Here is a 16,722-nt window from a genome sequence, read left to right as displayed (position 1 = left end):
GGGGCTTCCACAATCGTCATGGCCGGGCTTGTCCCGGCCATCCACGTGCAGCCGCTTGCGAAGAGGGACGTGGATGCCCGGGACAAACCCGGGCATGACGAGTTGATAAACATGCGCTTCGCCCTAACCCTAAAGAACTCCCTCTCCGCAGGTCGGGAGAGGGAGTAGACCTCCTACTGGAACTGGGCCTTCTTGTAGTAGCCGCTGTCGACCAGGACCTTCTCCCAATTGTCCTTGTAGACCACGACCGGCTTGAGCAGATAGGACGGCACGGTCTTGGCGCCGTTCTCGTAGGTCTTGGTGTCGTTGACGGTGACCTGCTTGCCGGCAAGCGCAGCGTCGACCATGTCGGCGGTCACCTTGGCGAGATCGCGGGTGTCCTTGAAGATCGTCGAATACTGATCGCCGCGCAGCATCGCCTTGATCGAGGGCACTTCGGCATCCTGGCCCGAGATGACAGGCATCGGCTGACCGGCGCTGCCATAACCGACCCCCTTCAGCGAGGAGATGATGCCGATCGACAGGCCGTCATACGGCGACAGCACCGCGTTGACCTTCTTGTTGCCGTAGTAGGCGCTGAGCAGATTGTCCATGCGGGCCTGCGCGGTGGCGCCGTCCCAGCGCAAGGTCGCGACCTTGTCCATGCCCATCTGACCGGAGACGACAACGAGCTTGCCGCTGTCGATGTACGGCTTCAGAACGCTCATCGCGCCGTTGTAGAAGAAGTAGGCGTTGTTGTCGTCGGGCGAGCCGCCGAACAGCTCGATGTTGAACGGGCCCTTGCCATCCTTGAGGCCGAGGCCCTGCACGATCGACTCGGCCTGGAGCACGCCCACCTGGAAATTGTCGAAGGTCGCGTAATAGTCGACGTTCGGCGTGCCGCGGATCAGGCGGTCATAGGCGATCACGGTGATGCCTTTTGCTTTCGCCTGCTTGAGCACGTCGGACAGCGTGGTGCCGTCGATCGCGGCGATCACCAGCGCTTTCGCGCCCTTGGTCACCATGTTCTCGACCTGCGAGAGCTGGTTCGGAATGTCGTCCTCGGCATATTGCAGGTCGGTGTTGTAGCCGCGCTCCTTCAGCACCTTGACCATGTTGTTGCCATCGTCGATCCAGCGCGCCGACGATTTGGTCGGCATGGCGATGCCGACTGTTGCTTTGTCCTGGGCCGAGGCGGTGACGCCCGCGGCGATCGTCGCAGCGCCGGCCACCGTGAGCGCGAGGAAGGTCGTCTTCAGTTTCAACATGTTTCACTCCCTTGGATGTCAGACTGTTTTTTCGTGTCGTCGAGAACTTTGGTCGTGTGCGGCTTCGAGCCTCCTATGCGAGCTTGACGTCAGGCTCCGCGCGACCGCGCGCGGAGGCCTCCAACAGGAAGGTGTAGCCGGCTTGCGGATCGGCGGCACGCGCCGCCGCATCCATGTCCTGCCAGGCCGAGGTGACGAGGAGACGCGACAGATCAGGGCCGACAAAAGCGGGGCAGCTCGCCTGCTTTGCCGGCACGCTGAGCGAGCGCAGCCGCTCGCCTTGCGGAGAGTAGAGGTCGACGCGGCTCGCGCCCCAGCAGGCGTTCCAGATGTTTCCGTCCGCGTCGCACACCGATCCATCGAGGCCGCCGACGCCGGTGTGGCGCAGCAGCACTTCCGGCTCGCCGCGGGGCAGGCCGGTCGCGGGATTGAGCGGCACCGCGTAGAGCACCGCGCGCGCAGTGTCGGCGAAGTAGCCGGTGGCGCCATCGGGCGAGAAGCAGATCGAGTTGGGAATGCTGATGCGCGGAAACAGCATCGATATCTCGCCGTGATGGAACGCGTAGATCGCGCCTGCCCCTGCTTCCGCCTTGCGGCCCATGGTACCGATCCAGAACGTGCCGGAGGGATGCACGCGGGCATCGTTGGCGCGGGTCGCGGGATTGTCGGCTTCGAGTGGACAGAACAAGGTCATCGCCCCGTCGGCAGTTTTGCGGATATAGAGGCCGTCTTCCGCGACGATCAACTGCCGCTCGGCGTCGATCCGTCCAAGTGCGCTCGCCATCCGGCCCAGCGCATGAACGCGAATGCTGCCGCTGCCGAGTTGCGCCTCGAACAGTCGTCCCTCGCGGATATCGAACCACCAGGCGGTGTCGGTGGTCACGTCATAGGTCGGTCCCTCGCCGAGATGGCAAGGATCGTTCGAAAGAACCGAGGTCGGCACCTGTTCCATCAGGACCTCCTCACCGCAAAGCGATAGACCGTATGATGGCGGTAGACCTCGCCGGGCGCTAGGCGCGGGCTCGGGAAATCCGGCCGGTTCGGTGCGTCCGGCCAGATATGCGGCTCCAGGCACATCGCGTCCGACTGCCGGAACAGCTTGCCGCCCTTGCCCGAAATCGTGCCGTCGAGATAATTACCCGAATAGACCTGCAGACCGGGCTGATCAGTGAACAGCTCCATGATGCGCCCCGAACGCGGCGCCTCCAGCCGCGCCGCGAGCGCAAGCTTGCCGTCACGCGCGAGACAGTAGGTGTGATCGTAGCCCTTGCCGTAGCGCAATTGCTGGTCGCTCTCGCGAATGCGCTCGCCGACAGGCCGCGGCTCGCGGAAGTCGAACGGCGTGCCGGCAACGCTGCGCGGCGGCTCGGGCAACGGAATGGCGGTTGGATCGATCGCGAGGAAATGCCCGGCCGCGACCGTCAGCTTGTGATCGAGAATGGCCGTGCCTGATGTCGCGCCTTCCAGATTGAAGAAGCTGTGGTTGGTCAGGTTGACGATGGTCGGTCGGTCGGTCCGCGCCTCCATACGAAGCGATAACTCGGTCGGGCCGGTGACGCGATAGGTCAGGCGCACATCGAGCCGACCGGGATAGTTCTCTTCGCCGTGCGGACTGACATAGGACAGCGTGACCGCGGGCTCGGCGCCGTCGTCGATCTCCGCAATGTCCCAGAGCTTGCGGTCGAAGCCGTCGAGGCCGCCATGCAGCGCATTCGGACCGTTGTTGACGGGAAGCTGCACCGTCTCGCCGTCCAGCGAGAATTGTCCGTTGGCGATGCGATTGGCGTAGCGGCCGACGGTGGCGCCGAAGAACTTTCGTTCAGCGAGATAGCCGGCGAACCCATCATGGCCGAGCACGACGTCGTCGTAGCCGCCTTTGGCGTCCGGCGCCAGCAGCGCCTGGATCACCGCGCCATGGGTGATGATCCGCGCCTCGAACCCGCCCTCGCCGCGCAGCACGATGCGGTCCACCTTGCGGCCGTCCGGCAGCGTTCCGAAGACGTCTCTCTCTGTTTTCGATTCAGCCATGATCAATCCACAAACGGTTCGACGATCGTGCGCCTGCCGAGCAGGAAGGCGTCCGCAACGAGACGAAGCGGCGCCAGATCGACGTCGCTTGCCCCTGTCGCGGCGAGCGTGACGAAGCGCCGGTAAAGCTCCCGATATTCCTCATCGGGCGCCTCGGCAACGGTCTTGCCATCGATCGCCATGATCCGGCCGCCGCGGGATAGCGTCATCCGGCCCTGGTCGGTTTCGACCAGAATATCCCAGCTCTGCGGTCCGGTCTGGCGGAAATCGAACTCGGCGGTCACAGGCAGGCCGTCGATGTCGGTCAGCGTCAGGTTCGCGGCGATCGGCGCCTGGCAATTGGCGGGGAAGGCGAGCTCGGCCGCGGTGACGAACACGGGCTTCGGCAGGATCCGGGTCAGGATCGACAGCGCATTGATGCCGGGATCGAACACCCCGAGCCCGCCCGGCTCCCAGATCCACGCCTGCCCGGGATGCCAGACGCGGACGTCCTCTTTCCAGTTGATGTGCACGGAACGGACGCGGCGAGCGGCGAGCCACTCGCGCGCCGGCTCGACCGCCGGCGCATGGCGCGAATGCCAGGTCGCGAACAACGTCCGCTTGGCCTCTCTCGCCATCGCGATCAGCGGATCGAGCTCGGCAACGCCGGCGCCCGGCGGCTTCTCCAGCATGACATGCTTGCCGGCCCTGAGCGCTGCGACGGCCTGGGCGCGGCGAACTTGAGGCGGCGTGCAGAGCGAGACCGCGTCGATCGGCGGACCTTTTTCCAGCAGCTCTTCGATGGTCGCGAAATGCGGCAGATCCGGCAGCGAGGCGTTGCGGCTGGCGACGGCCGCCAGCGTCGCGCCGGGAACCGCTGCGATGGCGCCGACATGCTGGTCCCGCGCGATCTTGCCGAAGCCGACGATGGCGATGCGAAGTTCAGTCACGATCTTTCTCCAGCTTCCGCGGACGGCAGCGCTTCGGTTGGTACAGTCTCGATCACTGTACCCTCGTGGCGGCGCATGCCGTTGTGAATGACGTAGACCATCGCCTCCGACGCAGTCGCGGCTTCGCCGGCGGCGATGGCATCGACGATCTTCTGATGCCAGAGCAGAACGGTGTCGCGGTCCTCCGGTTCGACCGGTGCGCTGAGCAGGAATGAGGCGCGCAACGCAGCCTCGATGACGTGCCCGATCGAGCGCATGAACAGATTTCCGGAGGCGCGCGCCACACCGACATGGAGCGCAAGGTCGGCATCGGCGAAGCCAACGGAATCGGAGGCCTCAAGCCGCATCCGCTCCATGCAGCGACGGAGCTCGGAGAGATCCTGCTCCGACCGCTGCGCCGCCGCCAGCGCGGCCGCGCGCGGCTCGACCGCGAGGCGGATCTCGGCGAGGTCGTTGAGGAAGCGCTTGTCGATCCCGGCATCCAGGTGCCAGGCCAGCACGTCGGCGTCGAACATGTTCCAGGCGACGCGCTCGCGCACGACGGTGCCGACGCGCGCCTTGGTAGTAAGCAGGCCCTTGGCCACCAGCGTCTTCACGCTCTCGCGCAGCACCGGTCGCGACACGCCGAACATCGCGATCATCTCGGCATCGCCCGGCAGCCGCGTCCCTTCTGCATATCGGCCGGCGATGATGTCAACGCCGATCGAGCGGGCCACTTCCGCGTGATTTGAGTGCGCCCGGCGCGTCGGAATGACGAGGATACGCGAGGTGGTCATCAGACTGCTCCCGCGCGCTTTGCCACGGGCCGGCGCGCGAGCGCAACCAATCCCTGTTGCAAGGCGATGAAGGCGAACAGCAGCACACCGGTCGCGATCTTGGTCCACCAGCTCGACAGCGTCCCGTCGAAATTGATGTAGGTCTGAATCATGCCCTGGATCAGCACGCCGAGGAAGGTTCCGATCACCGAGCCTTGCCCGCCCGTGAGCAGCGTGCCGCCGATCACGACGGCCGCGATGCTGTCAAGCTCGACGCCGACGGCGGACAGCGAGTAGCCGGCGCTGGTGTAGAAGGAGAAGACGATGCCGGCGATGCCAGCGAGCAAGCTCGACAGCATGTAGATCTTTACCGTCATCCTGCCAACTGCAACGCCCATCAGGCTCGCGGTCGCCCGGCTGCCGCCCAGCGCATAGACATTGGCGCCGAACCGGGTGAGCTGCAGCAGCAATGCGCCGCCGATCGCGATCGCAAGCATGATGATCGCGACCGCCGTCACCCGTCCACCGCCGGGTAGTCGCAGAGCGAAGTCCGACACGGTCGAATAGACCGGTGCCGTGATCGGCACCGATTCCGTCGAGAGTAGGAAGCTGGCACCCCGGGCCAAAAACATGCCGGCGAGCGTCACGATGAAAGGCGGCAGATCGAAGACATGGATCACCGCGCCCATTGCCGCGCCGAAGGCGGCCGAGAGCGCGAGAATGGCGACGAAGGCGACCAAGGGCGGCATTCCCCAGCGCTCGATCGCCAGCGCGACGAACACCGTGGTGAAGCCGATCACCGAGCCGACCGAGAGATCGATGCCGCCGGAAATGATGACGAAGGTCATGCCGGTCGCGACGATGCCGAGGAAGGCGTTGTCGGTCAGGAGGTTGCCGACCACTCGGGTGGAGGCGATGTTGGGAAACTGCATCGCGCAGAGCACGAATCCCGCGACGAGCACGATCGCCGTGATGAGGACGGGCGGCAGGCCTTTCATGCCTTGGTCCCCCGCAGCCGCGTCACAACGCCGGCAAAGCCGGACAGCTTCGGCGATTGCAGCAGCAGCACGGCGAGCACCACCACCGCCTTGACCAGCAAATTGAACTCCGGCGGATAGCCCGACAGCAGAATGCCGGTGTTCATGGTCTGGATGATCAGCGCGCCGAGTACGGCCAGCACGAGGCTGAAGCGGCCGCCGAACAGCGAGGTGCCGCCGATCACCACCGCGAGGATGGCGTCGAGCTCGAGCCAGAGGCCGGCATTGTTGGCATCCGCGCCCATGATGTCGGCCGCTGCGATGACGCCGGCAAGCGCAGCGCAAACGCCGCACCAGACATAGACCGCCAAGATCATCGCGCGCGTGCCGACGCCGGCAAGCTCGCTCGCCCGCGCATTGCCGCCGGTTGCCTCGATCAGCAATCCGAGTGCCGAGCCGCGCACCACCGCGCCGGTGAGGATCAGCATGCCCAGCGCAATCGCGACCGGCACCGGCAGACCGAGAATAGAGCCATTGCCGAGCCAGACCAGATCGGGCGAGGAGAAGGTCACGATTCGACCCTCGGTAATGAGCTGGGCGATGCCGCGTCCCGCCACCATCAGGATCAAGGTCGCCACGATCGGCTGCATGCCGAGTATCGCGACAAGAAATCCGTTCCACAATCCGCAGATCAGGCCCGCGCCGAGCGCAGCCGCCAGCACCACGGCCAGACTGTGGTTGTCGGCGAGGCTCGCCGCGATCGCGCCGGAGATCGCCATCACCGCACCGACCGACAGGTCGATGCCGCGCGTCGCGATCACCAGCACCATGCCGAGCGAGAGCAGCGCGACCGGCGTGCCGCGGTTGAGCACGTCGATCATGCTGCCGAACAGCCGGCCGTCCTGGAGGCGCAAATCGAAGAATTGCGGCGACACCACGCGATCGACCGCCAGGATGACGATCAGCGCGAGGATCTGGGCAAGGCCGCGGCGCGGCAACAGCGCGGTCATGCCCGGCCCTCATGTGCGACACTGGCGTCATCGGCGGCGATGGCGGCGAGAATGCTGCCGACGTCGATGGCCTCGCCGGTGAGCTCCTCGACATGAGCGCGGTCGCGCAGCACCACCACGCGATCGGAATAGGTCACGATCTCGTCGAGCTCGGAGGAGATCACGAGCAGCGCGAGCCCGTCGTCGCAGAGCTCGCGGATCAGACGGATGATCTCAGCGTGCGCGCCGACGTCGATGCCGCGGGTCGGCTCGTCCAGCACGAGCAGCCGCGGCGAGGTCGCAAGCCACCGTGCCAGCAGCACCTTCTGCTGATTGCCGCCAGACAGCAGGCCGACGGGACGCTCCGGATCGGGCGGACGAATGTCGAGCATCTTGACGTAACGGCTCGCAATCTCGTCCTGCTCGCGCCGCGACAGCGGCCGATGCAAACCGCGCTTGGCCTGAAGCGCGAGCACGATGTTCTCGCGCACGGTGAGCTCGGCGACGATGCCGTCGGTCTTGCGCTCCTCAGGGCAATAGCCAAAGCCGTGGCGCACGCCGTCACGCGGCGACTGAAGCCGGACAGGCGCGCCTTCCACCCTCGCCTGTCCGCGATCGGCGCGCTCGGCGCCGAACACCAGCCGGGCCGTCTCGGTCCGGCCCGAGCCGAGCAAGCCGGCGAGACCAACCACTTCGCCATGCCGCAGCTCGAGATTGAACGGCGCGACATAGCCGGCCTTGCCGTAACCCTCGAAGCTCGCACAGACTTCACGCGTCGTCTGTGCGCCTGCCGATGCCCGCGCGCTGGTGGTCTCGGCCAGCTCGCGGCCGAGCATCATCCGGATCAGCTCGAGCCGCGACAGCGACGCGGTCTCGCGCTCGCCGACCAGGCGACCATTTCGCAAAACGGTGATACGATCGGAGATCTCATAGACCTGGTCGAGGAAATGGCTGACGAAGACGATGCCAATGCCGCGCTTGGCAAGCTGACGCATGACGCCGAAGAGGATCTCGACCTCATGGCGATCGAGGCTCGCGGTCGGCTCGTCCAGGATCAGCACGCGCGCCGAGAGATCGACGGTGCGCGCGATCGCGGTGACATGCTGGATCGCCACCGAATAATTGCCAAGCGGCGCTGATACGTCGATGTCGAGACCGAAATCCGCGAGCAGCGACTTCGCGCGGCGTCGCATCTCGCCTTCACGCACGATGCCGAAGCGCATCGGCTGCCGGTCGAGGAATAGGTTCTGCGCCACCGAGAGATTCGGCAGCAAATTGACCTCCTGGTAGACGGTGGCGATGCCGGCCTGAACCGCCTCCTTGGCCGAGCGTGGCGCGACCTCTTCGCCGCAGATCCTGACGATGCCAGCATCGCGCGGGAACACGCCCGTGATCACCTTGATCAGCGTGGACTTGCCGGCGCCGTTCTCGCCGAGCAGCGCATGGATCTCGCCGGCGCGAAGCGTGAAGTCGACCTCCTGCAACGCACGCACGGCGCCAAAGCTCTTGCTGATCCCACGCACCTCCAGCAGGGAAGCAGCGGAATCCGGGCTGTTCTCCATGACAAATTCACTCCCAACGGCGCCCGCTGACGATGCGGACACGGAGCCTGTTCGTTCGCGCGGCGGTTTCGAGCGGGATCGCCGGACTGCCGACACACGGTCGTCCGGCGACACTCTCGCCTCAGTAACCGAGGCCCTTCTTGCTGTCGTAGATCTTCTGCGGATCATCGGCGGGCGTGTAGAGCTTCGACTCGGTCTGGATCCATTTCGGCGGAACGGTGCCCTTGTCCTTGAAGGCGGCGATGGCATCGAGCGCGGGGCCAGCCATGTTCGGCGTCAGCTCGACCGTGGCATTGGCTTCGCCGGCGACCATCGCCTTGAAGATGTCGGGGACCGCATCGATCGAGACGGTGAGGATCTCCTTGCCCGGCTTGAGGCCGGCTTCCTTCATCGCCTGGATCGCGCCGACCATCATGTCGTCGTTGTGCGCATAAACTGCGCAGATCGACTTGCCGCCGCCTTCGGCCTTGATGAAGCTTTCCATCACTTCCTTGCCCTTGGCGCGGGTGAAGTCGCCGGTCTGGCTGCGTACCACCTTCAGGTTTGCATGCTTGGCGATGGCGGTGTCAAAACCCTTCTTGCGGTTGGCGGCGACGCTGGCGCCGACCGTGCCCTGCAATTCGACGATGTTGCAGGCCTTGGCGCCGACGGTCTTCGCCAGCCAATCGCCGGCGACCTCGCCCTCATGCACGCTGTCGGAGGTCACGGCGGTGAGATAGAGCTCCTTGCCGGAGGGATCGATGTCCCGGTCGAGCAGCACGACCGGAATCTTGGCCTCCTTGGCTTCCTTCAGCACCGAGTCCCAGCCGGTCGAGACGACGGGCGCGAGGAAGATCGCATCGACGTTCTGCGCGATGAAGGAGCGGATCGCCTTGATCTGGTTCTCCTGTTTCTGCTGCGCGTCGGCGATCTTGAGATTGACCTTGCGCTTGGTGGCCTCCTGCTTGGAGACCGAGGTCTCGGCCGCGCGCCAGCCGGATTCCGATCCGATCTGCGAGAAGCCGATGGTGAGCTCGGCGGCATTCGCCGGCAGCGCGAGTAGCAACGCGGCCGTGGCGCTAGCCGCAAAGAGGGCTTTGAGGATCATCAGGCGTATCTCCCAAATGTTATCCGGGGCGCCGATTGGTAGCATCGCACCCACAGGCCGACCTTTGAGGCGGCGGGAGGGACTATTTCACGGAAGTTTGGTTCCGACTAGTCATATTATCTGACTATTTGGATCGGTGCGATGGCTGGCAGGAGGGCCCGGGTATGACACGCCCAGCGCGATTTTGTTCCAGCGATGCAACGAGGAGATGAAGAAATGATACGCGGTTGGGATGAGGGGTACCTCTGCGAGACGGTGAAAGACGTACCCGCAACCTCTCTCCCAGTCATTGCGAGCGCAGTGCCAGAGTCTTTCCGCGTAGGGATTCTGGATTGCCTCGCTTGCCTCGCAATGACGGTGGGGAGAGCTTCTTCGTCTATCCAGCAAGGCGACTCGTGGAGAGTCCCCCACACCCGGCGGGCAGTGAGCTAGATCAGCTTCCGCTGCGCCAGATTCTTCATCAGCGCACCGATGCCGAACGTCCAGGGCTCGCACTCGTCGCTGGTCCGCATGCGGTTGACGAGTTTGCCGAGCTGGGGTGCCGAGATCGTGACGATGTCGTCGCGCTTGTGGGTGAACCCCTGTCCCGGCGCGTCGCGATCCTTGACCGGCGCGAACATGGTCCCGAGGAACAGCACGAAGCCATCTGGATATTGGTGCACCTTGCCGATGGTCTGCTCGACCAGATCGGTCGGATCGCGGCTGATCATGCTGATCGAGGAATGGCCGTCGAGGACGAAACCGTCCTGCCCCTTCACGTTCAGGCTGATGTCGAGCTTGCGGGCGTCGTCGAGGGTAAAGCTGTCGTCGAACAGACGGAGCAGCGGGCCGATGGAGCACGAGGCGTTGTTGTCTTTGGCCTTCGACAACAGCAGCGCCGAACGGCCCTCGAAGTCGCGCAGATTAACGTCGTTGCCGAGCGCGCCGCCGACGATCTTGCCGCGGCTCGAGACGAACAGCACCAGCTCCGGCTCGGGGTTGTTCCAGGTCGACTTCGGATGCAGCCCGGCATCCATGCCGGTGCCGACCGACGACAAGGTCGGCGCCTTGGTGAAGACCTCGGCATCGGGGCCGATGCCGACCTCGAGATACTGGCTCCAGGCGTTCTGGTCGATCAGCACCTGCTTGAGGTGCATCGCCTGGTCCGAACCGGGCTTGAGCTTCGACAGATCATTGCCGATCAGCCGCGTCACTTCTGTCCGGATCGCTTCGGCCGAGGCCGGATTGCCTTTCGCCCGTTCCTCGATCACGCGCTCCAGCATCGAGATGGCAAAGGTGACGCCGGCTGCCTTCAGCGTCTGGAGATCGACGGGTGCGAGCAGCCACGGCTTCTTGGGGTCGCGACCATCGGGGGCCGTATTGGCCACGATCGCTTCAAGATCGCCAATGCGCTCGCCCTTGGTCGCGGCAAGCGCCTTGGCCGGATGATCCTCTTCGCAAAGCGCGCTGACGGTCGGAAATTTTGCGGTGACGTCGAACACACCATCGCCGCGCACGGCGACCACGATCGGGCCATTCGCCTGCGGCAGCCAGACGCGGCCGACAAGCGTTCCCCGCGTGCCGTCCTCGGGGAGAAGATCTTTAACGGACAAAGTCGTCATGGCCGGCGTCCTCGCTGTTTTTCGGACCGGCCGCGTTCGAACGGCGGCCGATCACATTGCGAAGACCAATAAACGTCTGGCAGGGGAAGTCCAGACCGGCAGCGAAGAGCCGCTATGCCCCCGCCCGCGCTTTTCGCGCCGCAATCTGCTGAAGCGCCCAGCGCGCGTTCTTGCGCACCTCGGGATCGGGATCGTCGGCGATGACGGCCAGGAAGGCTTCGCCGTCGTGGTGGGCGATTTCGCCGAGCGCAGCAGCCGCCTCTTTCCGCAAATTGGCCTGGTCGTGGTTGACGCAATTGCCAATCGGGCGAACCGCGCGCTCGATCTTCATCCGGCCAAGGCTGCGGATTGCCTTCAGGCGCACCTGCCAGAACTCGTCACTGAGCGAAGCGATGAGCTGGTCGGCGGCAATCGATCCGTTGACATTGAGGCCCAGCGTTTCCGCGGCCATCTCCCGCACCATCCAGTCCGAATCCTTCAACGCGCGCGTGATCATCTCGGCCGCGGGCTTCATCTGCGAGAACGCGAGCGCGCTCACCGCAGCACGGCGCACATGCGCGTCCGGATCGTTGATCAGCGCGGTCAGGGCCGGAATCGATTCCTCCAGCTTGAGGAACCCGATCACGCCGATCGCCTGCACCCGCACGGCGGCATCGGAATCCTGGAGCGCTTCGAGCGCGGGTTTCAAGGTGTCCTTGCAGCGCAGCTCCTTCAGCGCACGCAACGCGCCCATGCGGACGAAGGCGTGGGCATGCTTGACCAGCGGCAGGATGATTTCGGCGCAGGCGGGATCTTTGAACTCCGCCATGCTGTCGGCCGCGGCGGCCGCGACGATTCTTTCGGGGTCGACAAGCAGCTTGACCAGCGCGCTGGCGGCCTCCGGCCCATCAAACTCGCCGAGCGCCATCGCAACCTGCTGGCGGACGCCGGCATCGGGATCGGCGACCATTTTGGCGAGATGGCCGACCGCTGCGGGATCGCCGGAATGGCCGAGCGCGATGATGGCGACGCGGCGCTCCCCTGGATCGGCGGCCTGGAGCCGCTCGTCGGCATCTTCGAGATCGTCGTAGGATTCGAACGGGCTCGACATGACTACCTCAGGAGATATGGAATGTTGACGGTGACGGCGCCGGTCGGGCAATCCGCCTCGCAGGGCATGCAGTACCAGCATTCGTCATAGGCCATGTAGGCCTTGTTGGTCATATCGCTGATACGCAGCACGTCGAGCGGGCAGACGTCGACGCACACGGTGCAGCCCTTGTCCGCGATGCATTTGGCGTCGTCGACGACCACCGGAACCGATGTCTGATAAGAAGCGAGAGGCATCGTATGTCTCCTGTTATTTGTGCGGCGGGTCAGGCGGTGGCGCGGATGCGCTGCTTGTCGTAGAGATCCTTCTCGTCGTCGGCGATCGGCACGATATAGGGCTCCACGGCACGCTTCTCGCTGGTCATCTTGCCGTCCTGCTTGCTGAGCAGCGTGTGGCAGAACCAGTTCTCGTTGTCCTTCTCCGGGAAATCCGTCCGCCAGTGATAGAGGCCCCAGCGGCTTTCCTCGCGGTAGAGCGAGGCATGCACGGCCATGTCCGCGCAATCCATGATCGACTGGACTTCGAGCGCGCGGAGCAGTTCGTGCGCATTGCGCGCGATCATGCGCTCCTGCATGTCTTCCCTCGCTTCAGCGAGCCGGCGCATGCCGAGCTCGTATTTGCGCGTGACTTTCGGCGGCTGGAGATAGTCATTGACGAGACGCCGGGTCTTGTACTCGATCTGGTTCGGCGGAATGCCGTCCTCGCGTTTGGTCGGCGCCATCACGCGGTCACGTTCGCTGGCGACATCGGCCGCGTCGAATTCCGCGAAGTCGTGATTGTCCGCGAACTCCATCGCGTCGATGCCGGCGACCGAACCGTTGGTGAAGGCGCCGAGCATGTAATTGTGCGGCACGCTGGCCATGTCGCCGGCGGCATAGAGGCCCGGCACGGTGGTGCGCGCGTTGTCGTCGACGAACACGCCTGACGCACTGTGACCGGAGCAGAAGCCGATCTCGGAGATATGCATCTCGATCGACTCGCTGCGATAGTCGACGCCGCGCCCCTGCTGGAACAGGCCGCGAGTGGGACGCTCGACCTTGTGCAGGGTCGATTCGATCTCCGAGATGGTGTCGGGGTGAAGATGCTTGAGCTGGAGAAACACCGGGCCCTTGCCGGACAGCAGCTCGTTGTAGAACTCCAGCATCATCTGGCCGGACCAGTAATCGCATTCGATGAAGCGCGATCCCTCGTTGTTGGCGGTGAAGGCGCCGAAGGGACCAGCGACGTAGGCGCAGGCCGGCCCGTTATAGTCCTTGATCAGCGGATTGATCTGGTAACATTCGAGGTTCGCCAGTGCCGCACCGGCGTGATAGGCCATGGAATAGCCGTCACCGGAATTGGCCGCATTCTCGTAGGTGCCGAACATGTAGCCGGAGGTCGGCAGGCCGAGACGGCCGGCGGCGCCCATGCACAGGATAACGGCCTTGGCCTTGATCAACAGCATCTCGGCGGTGCGGGTATTGACGCTGATCGCGCCGGCAATGCGGCCGTCGGCGGATTTGAGCAGCCGCGTCGCCATGTAGCGGTTGGAGATCAGGATGCGGGCGCGGCGGAGCTGGCGATACAGCGCCTTCTTCACCGTTTCGCCGTTCGGCATCGGCAGCACGTAGGTGCCGATGTGATGCACCTTCTTGACGGCGTAGTCGCCGTTCTCGTTCTTCAGGAAGCGGATGCCGAAGCTGTCGAGTTCCTCGATGATCGAGTAGCAGTTTTGCGCGTATTTGTAGACCGCCTTCTGATCGACGATGCCGTCATTGGCGATGGTGATTTCCTTGGTGTACTGCTCGGGCGTCGCATAGCCGGGAATGACGGCATTGTTCAAGCCGTCCATGCCCATCGAGATCGCTCCGGAGCGCTTGACGTTGGCCTTTTCGAGCAGGACGACGTTCGCCTTCGGGTTCTTCAGCTTCGCCTTCAGCGCCGCCATCGGGCCGGCCGTGCCGCCGCCGATGACGAGCACGTCGCAGGAAACCTCCGAAAGTCCGTCGACGATCTGATCTAGTGACATCGCTTGCTCCTGGTTCGCCGGCAGGTCCGGCGCCTTTGCATCAGATTTGTTCAGCAGGCGTCCCGGCGATAGCAATTAGTTGTCGCCGGGCTGCGATTTGCGCCTCAGCGCTCGACAAAGGCCTTTTCGATCACGAAATGGCCGGGCCGGCTGTGATTGCCCTCGACAAACCCGCGCGCAGAAAGCATCGCGGGAAGTTCCTCCAGCATCGCCGGGCTGCCGCACAGCATGATGCGGTCAGTCTCGATATCGAGGCCTGACAGACCGATGTCGTCGAACAGCTGGTTCGACGCGATCAGGTCGGAGATGCGGCCGCGATTCCTGAACGGCTCGCGGGTGACGGTCGGGTAGTAGACGAGCTTGTCACGAATCAGCGGCCCGAAGAACTCGTGATCGCGCAGGCCTTCGACGAGGTGCTCGCCATAGGAGAGCTCGGAGACCTGGCGGCAGCCATGGGCGAGCACGATGGTCTCGTAATTCTCGTAGACGTCGGGGTCCTTGATCAGGCTGGCGAACGGCGCGAGCCCCGTTCCGGTCGAGAGCAGCAACAGGCGTTTGCCAGGCATGAGGTTGCCGGTGATCAACGTGCCCGTGGCCTTGCGGCCGACCAGGATGACGTCGCCCTCCCTGATCTTCTGAAGGCGCGAGGTCAGCGGACCGTCCTGCACCTTGATCGAGAAGAATTCGAGCGCCTCCTCGTGATTGGCGCTCGCCATGCTGTAGGCCCGCAGCAACGGCTTGCCCTCGACTTCCAGCCCGATCATCGCGAACTGGCCGTTCTGGAAGCGGAAGCCCGGATCGCGCGTCGCGGTGAAGCTGAACAGGCTATCGGTCCAGTGCCTGACCGAGAGGACCGTTTCCTTCTGAAATGCGCTCATTGTCTCTCCTGATCTCGATTGCGCACAAGGTTTCGGAGAGACAGGAATCCGGCAATGCCGAACTGAAATTCCCGGTGGATTAGTTTCACATTTCGCGGGCGATGATCGAACAGCAGGCAACGAAGATCAGCGCCTCGCACCTGCGCCTGGCAATTAGTTGCTATCGCAGCAGCGCTGCGGCAACGTAGAGAAGGGTCGGAGACACGTCATGACCTTGGTGGCACCGACCGTGGCAGATTACGAAGCAAGCGCCGACCTCGCGACGCTCCGCGTCCGCACCGCTCAGGACGACACGCTGGACTTGCCCGCGGAAACGCTCCGCCTCTCCTGCAAATGCGCCCACTGTACCCGCGCCCGCTTCGACGGCCGCTTCCCCGAGCGGTTTCCTGGCATCGCGATCACCGAGATCGGCGATCTCGGTTACGGGCTGAACATCTCGTTTTCGGATGGGCACAATCGGGGGATTTACCCGAAGCCGTATTTGTTGAGCCTGGCCGGGCGGTAGACGCCACAGGTCGTCCTCCAAACTCCGCTGTCATTCCCCGCGACCCGGCTACGCCAAGGCTTCGCCGGGGTTCAGGCCCAAGGGCGCCGAAGCTTTTAGCGTAGGCGGCAGGTGGGGAATCCAGTACGCCGCAGCTTCTCGATAACCCATTGACGTCTCTGGAATACTAGATCGCCCGGTCAAGCCGGGCGATGACAGCGGGGTGAATCTGGCACGGACATTGCTCCTCTTTAGAACGGTTTGAACGTTCCGGAGGCAAATGATGTTGCAGGCAGCGGCCAATGTGGTTCGCGGGACGGTTCCCGCAACGGTCCGGCCTGCCGGCGGTTCCTCGCTGCTGCTCACCGAGAACCAGCAATGGATCGGCGGACCGCCGGCGTTGATGGACAAGCTCAGTCAGCGCGAACGTGAGCTGGTGCTGAAGCAGGGCCGCCGGAAAGTGCTCAACCGTGGCCAGACGCTGTTCAGCCAGGGTAGCAAGCATGACGGTATCTGGCTGATCGAGAGCGGCCGTATCCGGGTGTTCTACACCTCCCCGCTCGGCCGCGAGATCACGCTGGCCTATTGGCATGTCGGCAATTTCGTCGGCGGCCCCGAAGTGTTCGAAGGCACCGTGCATCAATGGTCCGGCGTTGCATCCAGCAATTGTAGCGTGGTGCATCTGCCCGGAAAGGAGCTGCGCTCCCTGGCCCTAGAGATCCCGAACCTCGCGATCGGCCTGATCGAAGGCCTGACCTTCAAGGGCAAGTGCTATTCGGCTCTGGCCCAGATGCTGGGAACGCGCTCGATCACACAGCGCCTTGCGCATCTGTTGCTGCATCTCGTCGACCTCTATGGCGTCGATGACGCCGACGGCCGGGTGATCGCCGCCGCCTTCACCCATGCCGATATCGCCCACATGGTCGGCGCCACCAGGCAATGGGTCACGATCAGCCTGAAGCGCATGCAGGAGAAGGGAATCGTGCTGACCAAGCGCTCCCAGATCGTGGTCTGCCGGCCCGACGTGCTGGAAGAGATGCGAGGGCAAGGGTCTGACTAGGGCCGGTGCCCATGCAAGCAGCTTTAT

Annotated in this window: 16 protein-coding genes; 2 read left to right on the top strand and 14 right to left on the bottom strand. The window is 64.3% G+C overall.

Features of this window, described 5'->3' with window-relative positions; all coding sequences use genetic code 11:
- Nucleotides 1-173 precede the first annotated feature (173 nt).
- The 14 genes from chvE to IVB45_RS12540 all read right to left on the bottom strand — a co-directional run bounded on the left by chvE (nt 174) and on the right by IVB45_RS12540 (nt 15,151).
- Nucleotides 174-1,247 (bottom strand): multiple monosaccharide ABC transporter substrate-binding protein, encoded by a 1,074-nt coding sequence (gene chvE / locus IVB45_RS12605; protein ID WP_247359796.1) that lies wholly within the window; start codon nt 1,245-1,247, stop codon nt 174-176.
- 73 nt (nt 1,248-1,320) lie between these two features.
- Nucleotides 1,321-2,199 (bottom strand): SMP-30/gluconolactonase/LRE family protein, encoded by an 879-nt coding sequence (locus tag IVB45_RS12600; protein ID WP_247359797.1) that lies wholly within the window; start codon nt 2,197-2,199, stop codon nt 1,321-1,323.
- A complete protein-coding gene (locus IVB45_RS12595) occupies nt 2,199-3,275 on the bottom strand; it encodes an aldose epimerase family protein (protein ID WP_247359798.1) in 1,077 nt (358 codons plus the stop codon). The genes IVB45_RS12600 and IVB45_RS12595 overlap by 1 nt, the downstream gene beginning before the upstream one ends.
- 2 nt (nt 3,276-3,277) lie before the next feature.
- The gene (locus tag IVB45_RS12590) at nt 3,278-4,204 is read right to left on the bottom strand and encodes a Gfo/Idh/MocA family oxidoreductase (RefSeq protein ID WP_247288915.1); all 927 of its coding nucleotides are present in this window, start codon (nt 4,202-4,204) and stop codon (nt 3,278-3,280) included.
- Nucleotides 4,201-4,980, bottom strand: a complete 780-nt coding sequence (locus tag IVB45_RS12585) for a FadR/GntR family transcriptional regulator (protein ID WP_247359799.1) — start codon at nt 4,978-4,980, stop codon at nt 4,201-4,203. Before IVB45_RS12585 ends, IVB45_RS12590 begins: the two co-directional genes overlap by 4 nt.
- Complete coding sequence (yjfF, locus tag IVB45_RS12580; protein ID WP_247359800.1) at nt 4,980-5,957, bottom strand: galactofuranose ABC transporter, permease protein YjfF; 978 nt, start codon at nt 5,955-5,957, stop codon at nt 4,980-4,982. The genes IVB45_RS12585 and yjfF overlap by 1 nt, the downstream gene beginning before the upstream one ends.
- On the bottom strand, nt 5,954-6,946 hold the full coding sequence (locus tag IVB45_RS12575) for an ABC transporter permease (RefSeq protein WP_247359801.1): 993 nt from the start codon (nt 6,944-6,946) through the stop codon (nt 5,954-5,956). The genes yjfF and IVB45_RS12575 overlap by 4 nt, the downstream gene beginning before the upstream one ends.
- Nucleotides 6,943-8,487, bottom strand: coding sequence for a sugar ABC transporter ATP-binding protein (locus tag IVB45_RS12570; protein WP_247359802.1), 1,545 nt, complete (start codon nt 8,485-8,487; stop codon nt 6,943-6,945). The genes IVB45_RS12575 and IVB45_RS12570 overlap by 4 nt, the downstream gene beginning before the upstream one ends.
- Before the next feature lie 121 nt (nt 8,488-8,608).
- Nucleotides 8,609-9,574: a galactofuranose ABC transporter, galactofuranose-binding protein YtfQ gene (gene ytfQ / locus IVB45_RS12565; protein WP_027569176.1), complete on the bottom strand. Its 966-nt coding sequence runs from the start codon at nt 9,572-9,574 to the stop codon at nt 8,609-8,611.
- A gap of 428 nt (nt 9,575-10,002) precedes the next feature.
- Nucleotides 10,003-11,175, bottom strand: coding sequence for a fumarylacetoacetate hydrolase family protein (locus IVB45_RS12560; protein ID WP_247359803.1), 1,173 nt, complete (start codon nt 11,173-11,175; stop codon nt 10,003-10,005).
- Nucleotides 11,176-11,287: 112 nt separating this feature from the next.
- Nucleotides 11,288-12,265, bottom strand: a complete 978-nt coding sequence (locus IVB45_RS12555) for a HEAT repeat domain-containing protein (protein ID WP_247359804.1) — start codon at nt 12,263-12,265, stop codon at nt 11,288-11,290.
- A gap of 2 nt (nt 12,266-12,267) precedes the next feature.
- The gene (locus IVB45_RS12550; RefSeq protein ID WP_007593252.1) at nt 12,268-12,501 is read right to left on the bottom strand and encodes a ferredoxin family protein; all 234 of its coding nucleotides are present in this window, start codon (nt 12,499-12,501) and stop codon (nt 12,268-12,270) included.
- Between the two features lie 29 nt (nt 12,502-12,530).
- The gene (locus IVB45_RS12545) at nt 12,531-14,273 is read right to left on the bottom strand and encodes a fumarate reductase/succinate dehydrogenase flavoprotein subunit (protein WP_247359805.1); all 1,743 of its coding nucleotides are present in this window, start codon (nt 14,271-14,273) and stop codon (nt 12,531-12,533) included.
- A gap of 104 nt (nt 14,274-14,377) precedes the next feature.
- Nucleotides 14,378-15,151, bottom strand: a complete 774-nt coding sequence (locus IVB45_RS12540; RefSeq protein WP_247359806.1) for a ferredoxin--NADP reductase — start codon at nt 15,149-15,151, stop codon at nt 14,378-14,380.
- A 208-nt stretch (nt 15,152-15,359) separates the two neighbouring features.
- Here IVB45_RS12540 and IVB45_RS12535 point away from each other — a divergent pair, with 208 nt between their 5' ends.
- Together IVB45_RS12535 and IVB45_RS12530 are read left to right on the top strand one after the other, a co-directional pair.
- A complete protein-coding gene (locus tag IVB45_RS12535) occupies nt 15,360-15,656 on the top strand; it encodes a gamma-butyrobetaine hydroxylase-like domain-containing protein (protein WP_247288899.1) in 297 nt (98 codons plus the stop codon).
- 259 nt (nt 15,657-15,915) lie between these two features.
- Nucleotides 15,916-16,695, top strand: coding sequence for a Crp/Fnr family transcriptional regulator (locus IVB45_RS12530; RefSeq protein WP_247359807.1), 780 nt, complete (start codon nt 15,916-15,918; stop codon nt 16,693-16,695).
- The last annotated feature ends 27 nt before the right edge of the window (nt 16,696-16,722 follow it).

The organism is Bradyrhizobium sp. 4 (genome assembly GCF_023100905.1).
Lineage (GTDB): Bacteria > Pseudomonadota > Alphaproteobacteria > Rhizobiales > Xanthobacteraceae > Bradyrhizobium.
The sequence above is the reverse complement of the archived record's forward strand: the minus strand, read 5'-3'. Positions and strand labels throughout refer to the sequence as shown.

Coding starts and splice junctions, on each gene's coding strand:
- chvE (WP_247359796.1), bottom strand. CDS start 1,247: ATGTTGAAACTGAAGACGACCTTCCTCGCGCTCACGGTGGCCGGCGCT.
- IVB45_RS12600 (WP_247359797.1), bottom strand. CDS start 2,199: ATGGAACAGGTGCCGACCTCGGTTCTTTCGAACGATCCTTGCCATCTC.
- IVB45_RS12595 (WP_247359798.1), bottom strand. CDS start 3,275: ATGGCTGAATCGAAAACAGAGAGAGACGTCTTCGGAACGCTGCCGGAC.
- IVB45_RS12585 (WP_247359799.1), bottom strand. CDS start 4,980: ATGACCACCTCGCGTATCCTCGTCATTCCGACGCGCCGGGCGCACTCA.
- yjfF (WP_247359800.1), bottom strand. CDS start 5,957: ATGAAAGGCCTGCCGCCCGTCCTCATCACGGCGATCGTGCTCGTCGCG.
- IVB45_RS12575 (WP_247359801.1), bottom strand. CDS start 6,946: ATGACCGCGCTGTTGCCGCGCCGCGGCCTTGCCCAGATCCTCGCGCTG.
- IVB45_RS12570 (WP_247359802.1), bottom strand. CDS start 8,487: ATGGAGAACAGCCCGGATTCCGCTGCTTCCCTGCTGGAGGTGCGTGGG.
- ytfQ (WP_027569176.1), bottom strand. CDS start 9,574: ATGATCCTCAAAGCCCTCTTTGCGGCTAGCGCCACGGCCGCGTTGCTA.
- IVB45_RS12560 (WP_247359803.1), bottom strand. CDS start 11,175: ATGACGACTTTGTCCGTTAAAGATCTTCTCCCCGAGGACGGCACGCGG.
- IVB45_RS12555 (WP_247359804.1), bottom strand. CDS start 12,265: ATGTCGAGCCCGTTCGAATCCTACGACGATCTCGAAGATGCCGACGAG.
- IVB45_RS12550 (WP_007593252.1), bottom strand. CDS start 12,501: ATGCCTCTCGCTTCTTATCAGACATCGGTTCCGGTGGTCGTCGACGAC.
- IVB45_RS12545 (WP_247359805.1), bottom strand. CDS start 14,273: ATGTCACTAGATCAGATCGTCGACGGACTTTCGGAGGTTTCCTGCGAC.
- IVB45_RS12540 (WP_247359806.1), bottom strand. CDS start 15,151: ATGAGCGCATTTCAGAAGGAAACGGTCCTCTCGGTCAGGCACTGGACC.
- IVB45_RS12535 (WP_247288899.1), top strand. CDS start 15,360: ATGACCTTGGTGGCACCGACCGTGGCAGATTACGAAGCAAGCGCCGAC.
- IVB45_RS12530 (WP_247359807.1), top strand. CDS start 15,916: ATGATGTTGCAGGCAGCGGCCAATGTGGTTCGCGGGACGGTTCCCGCA.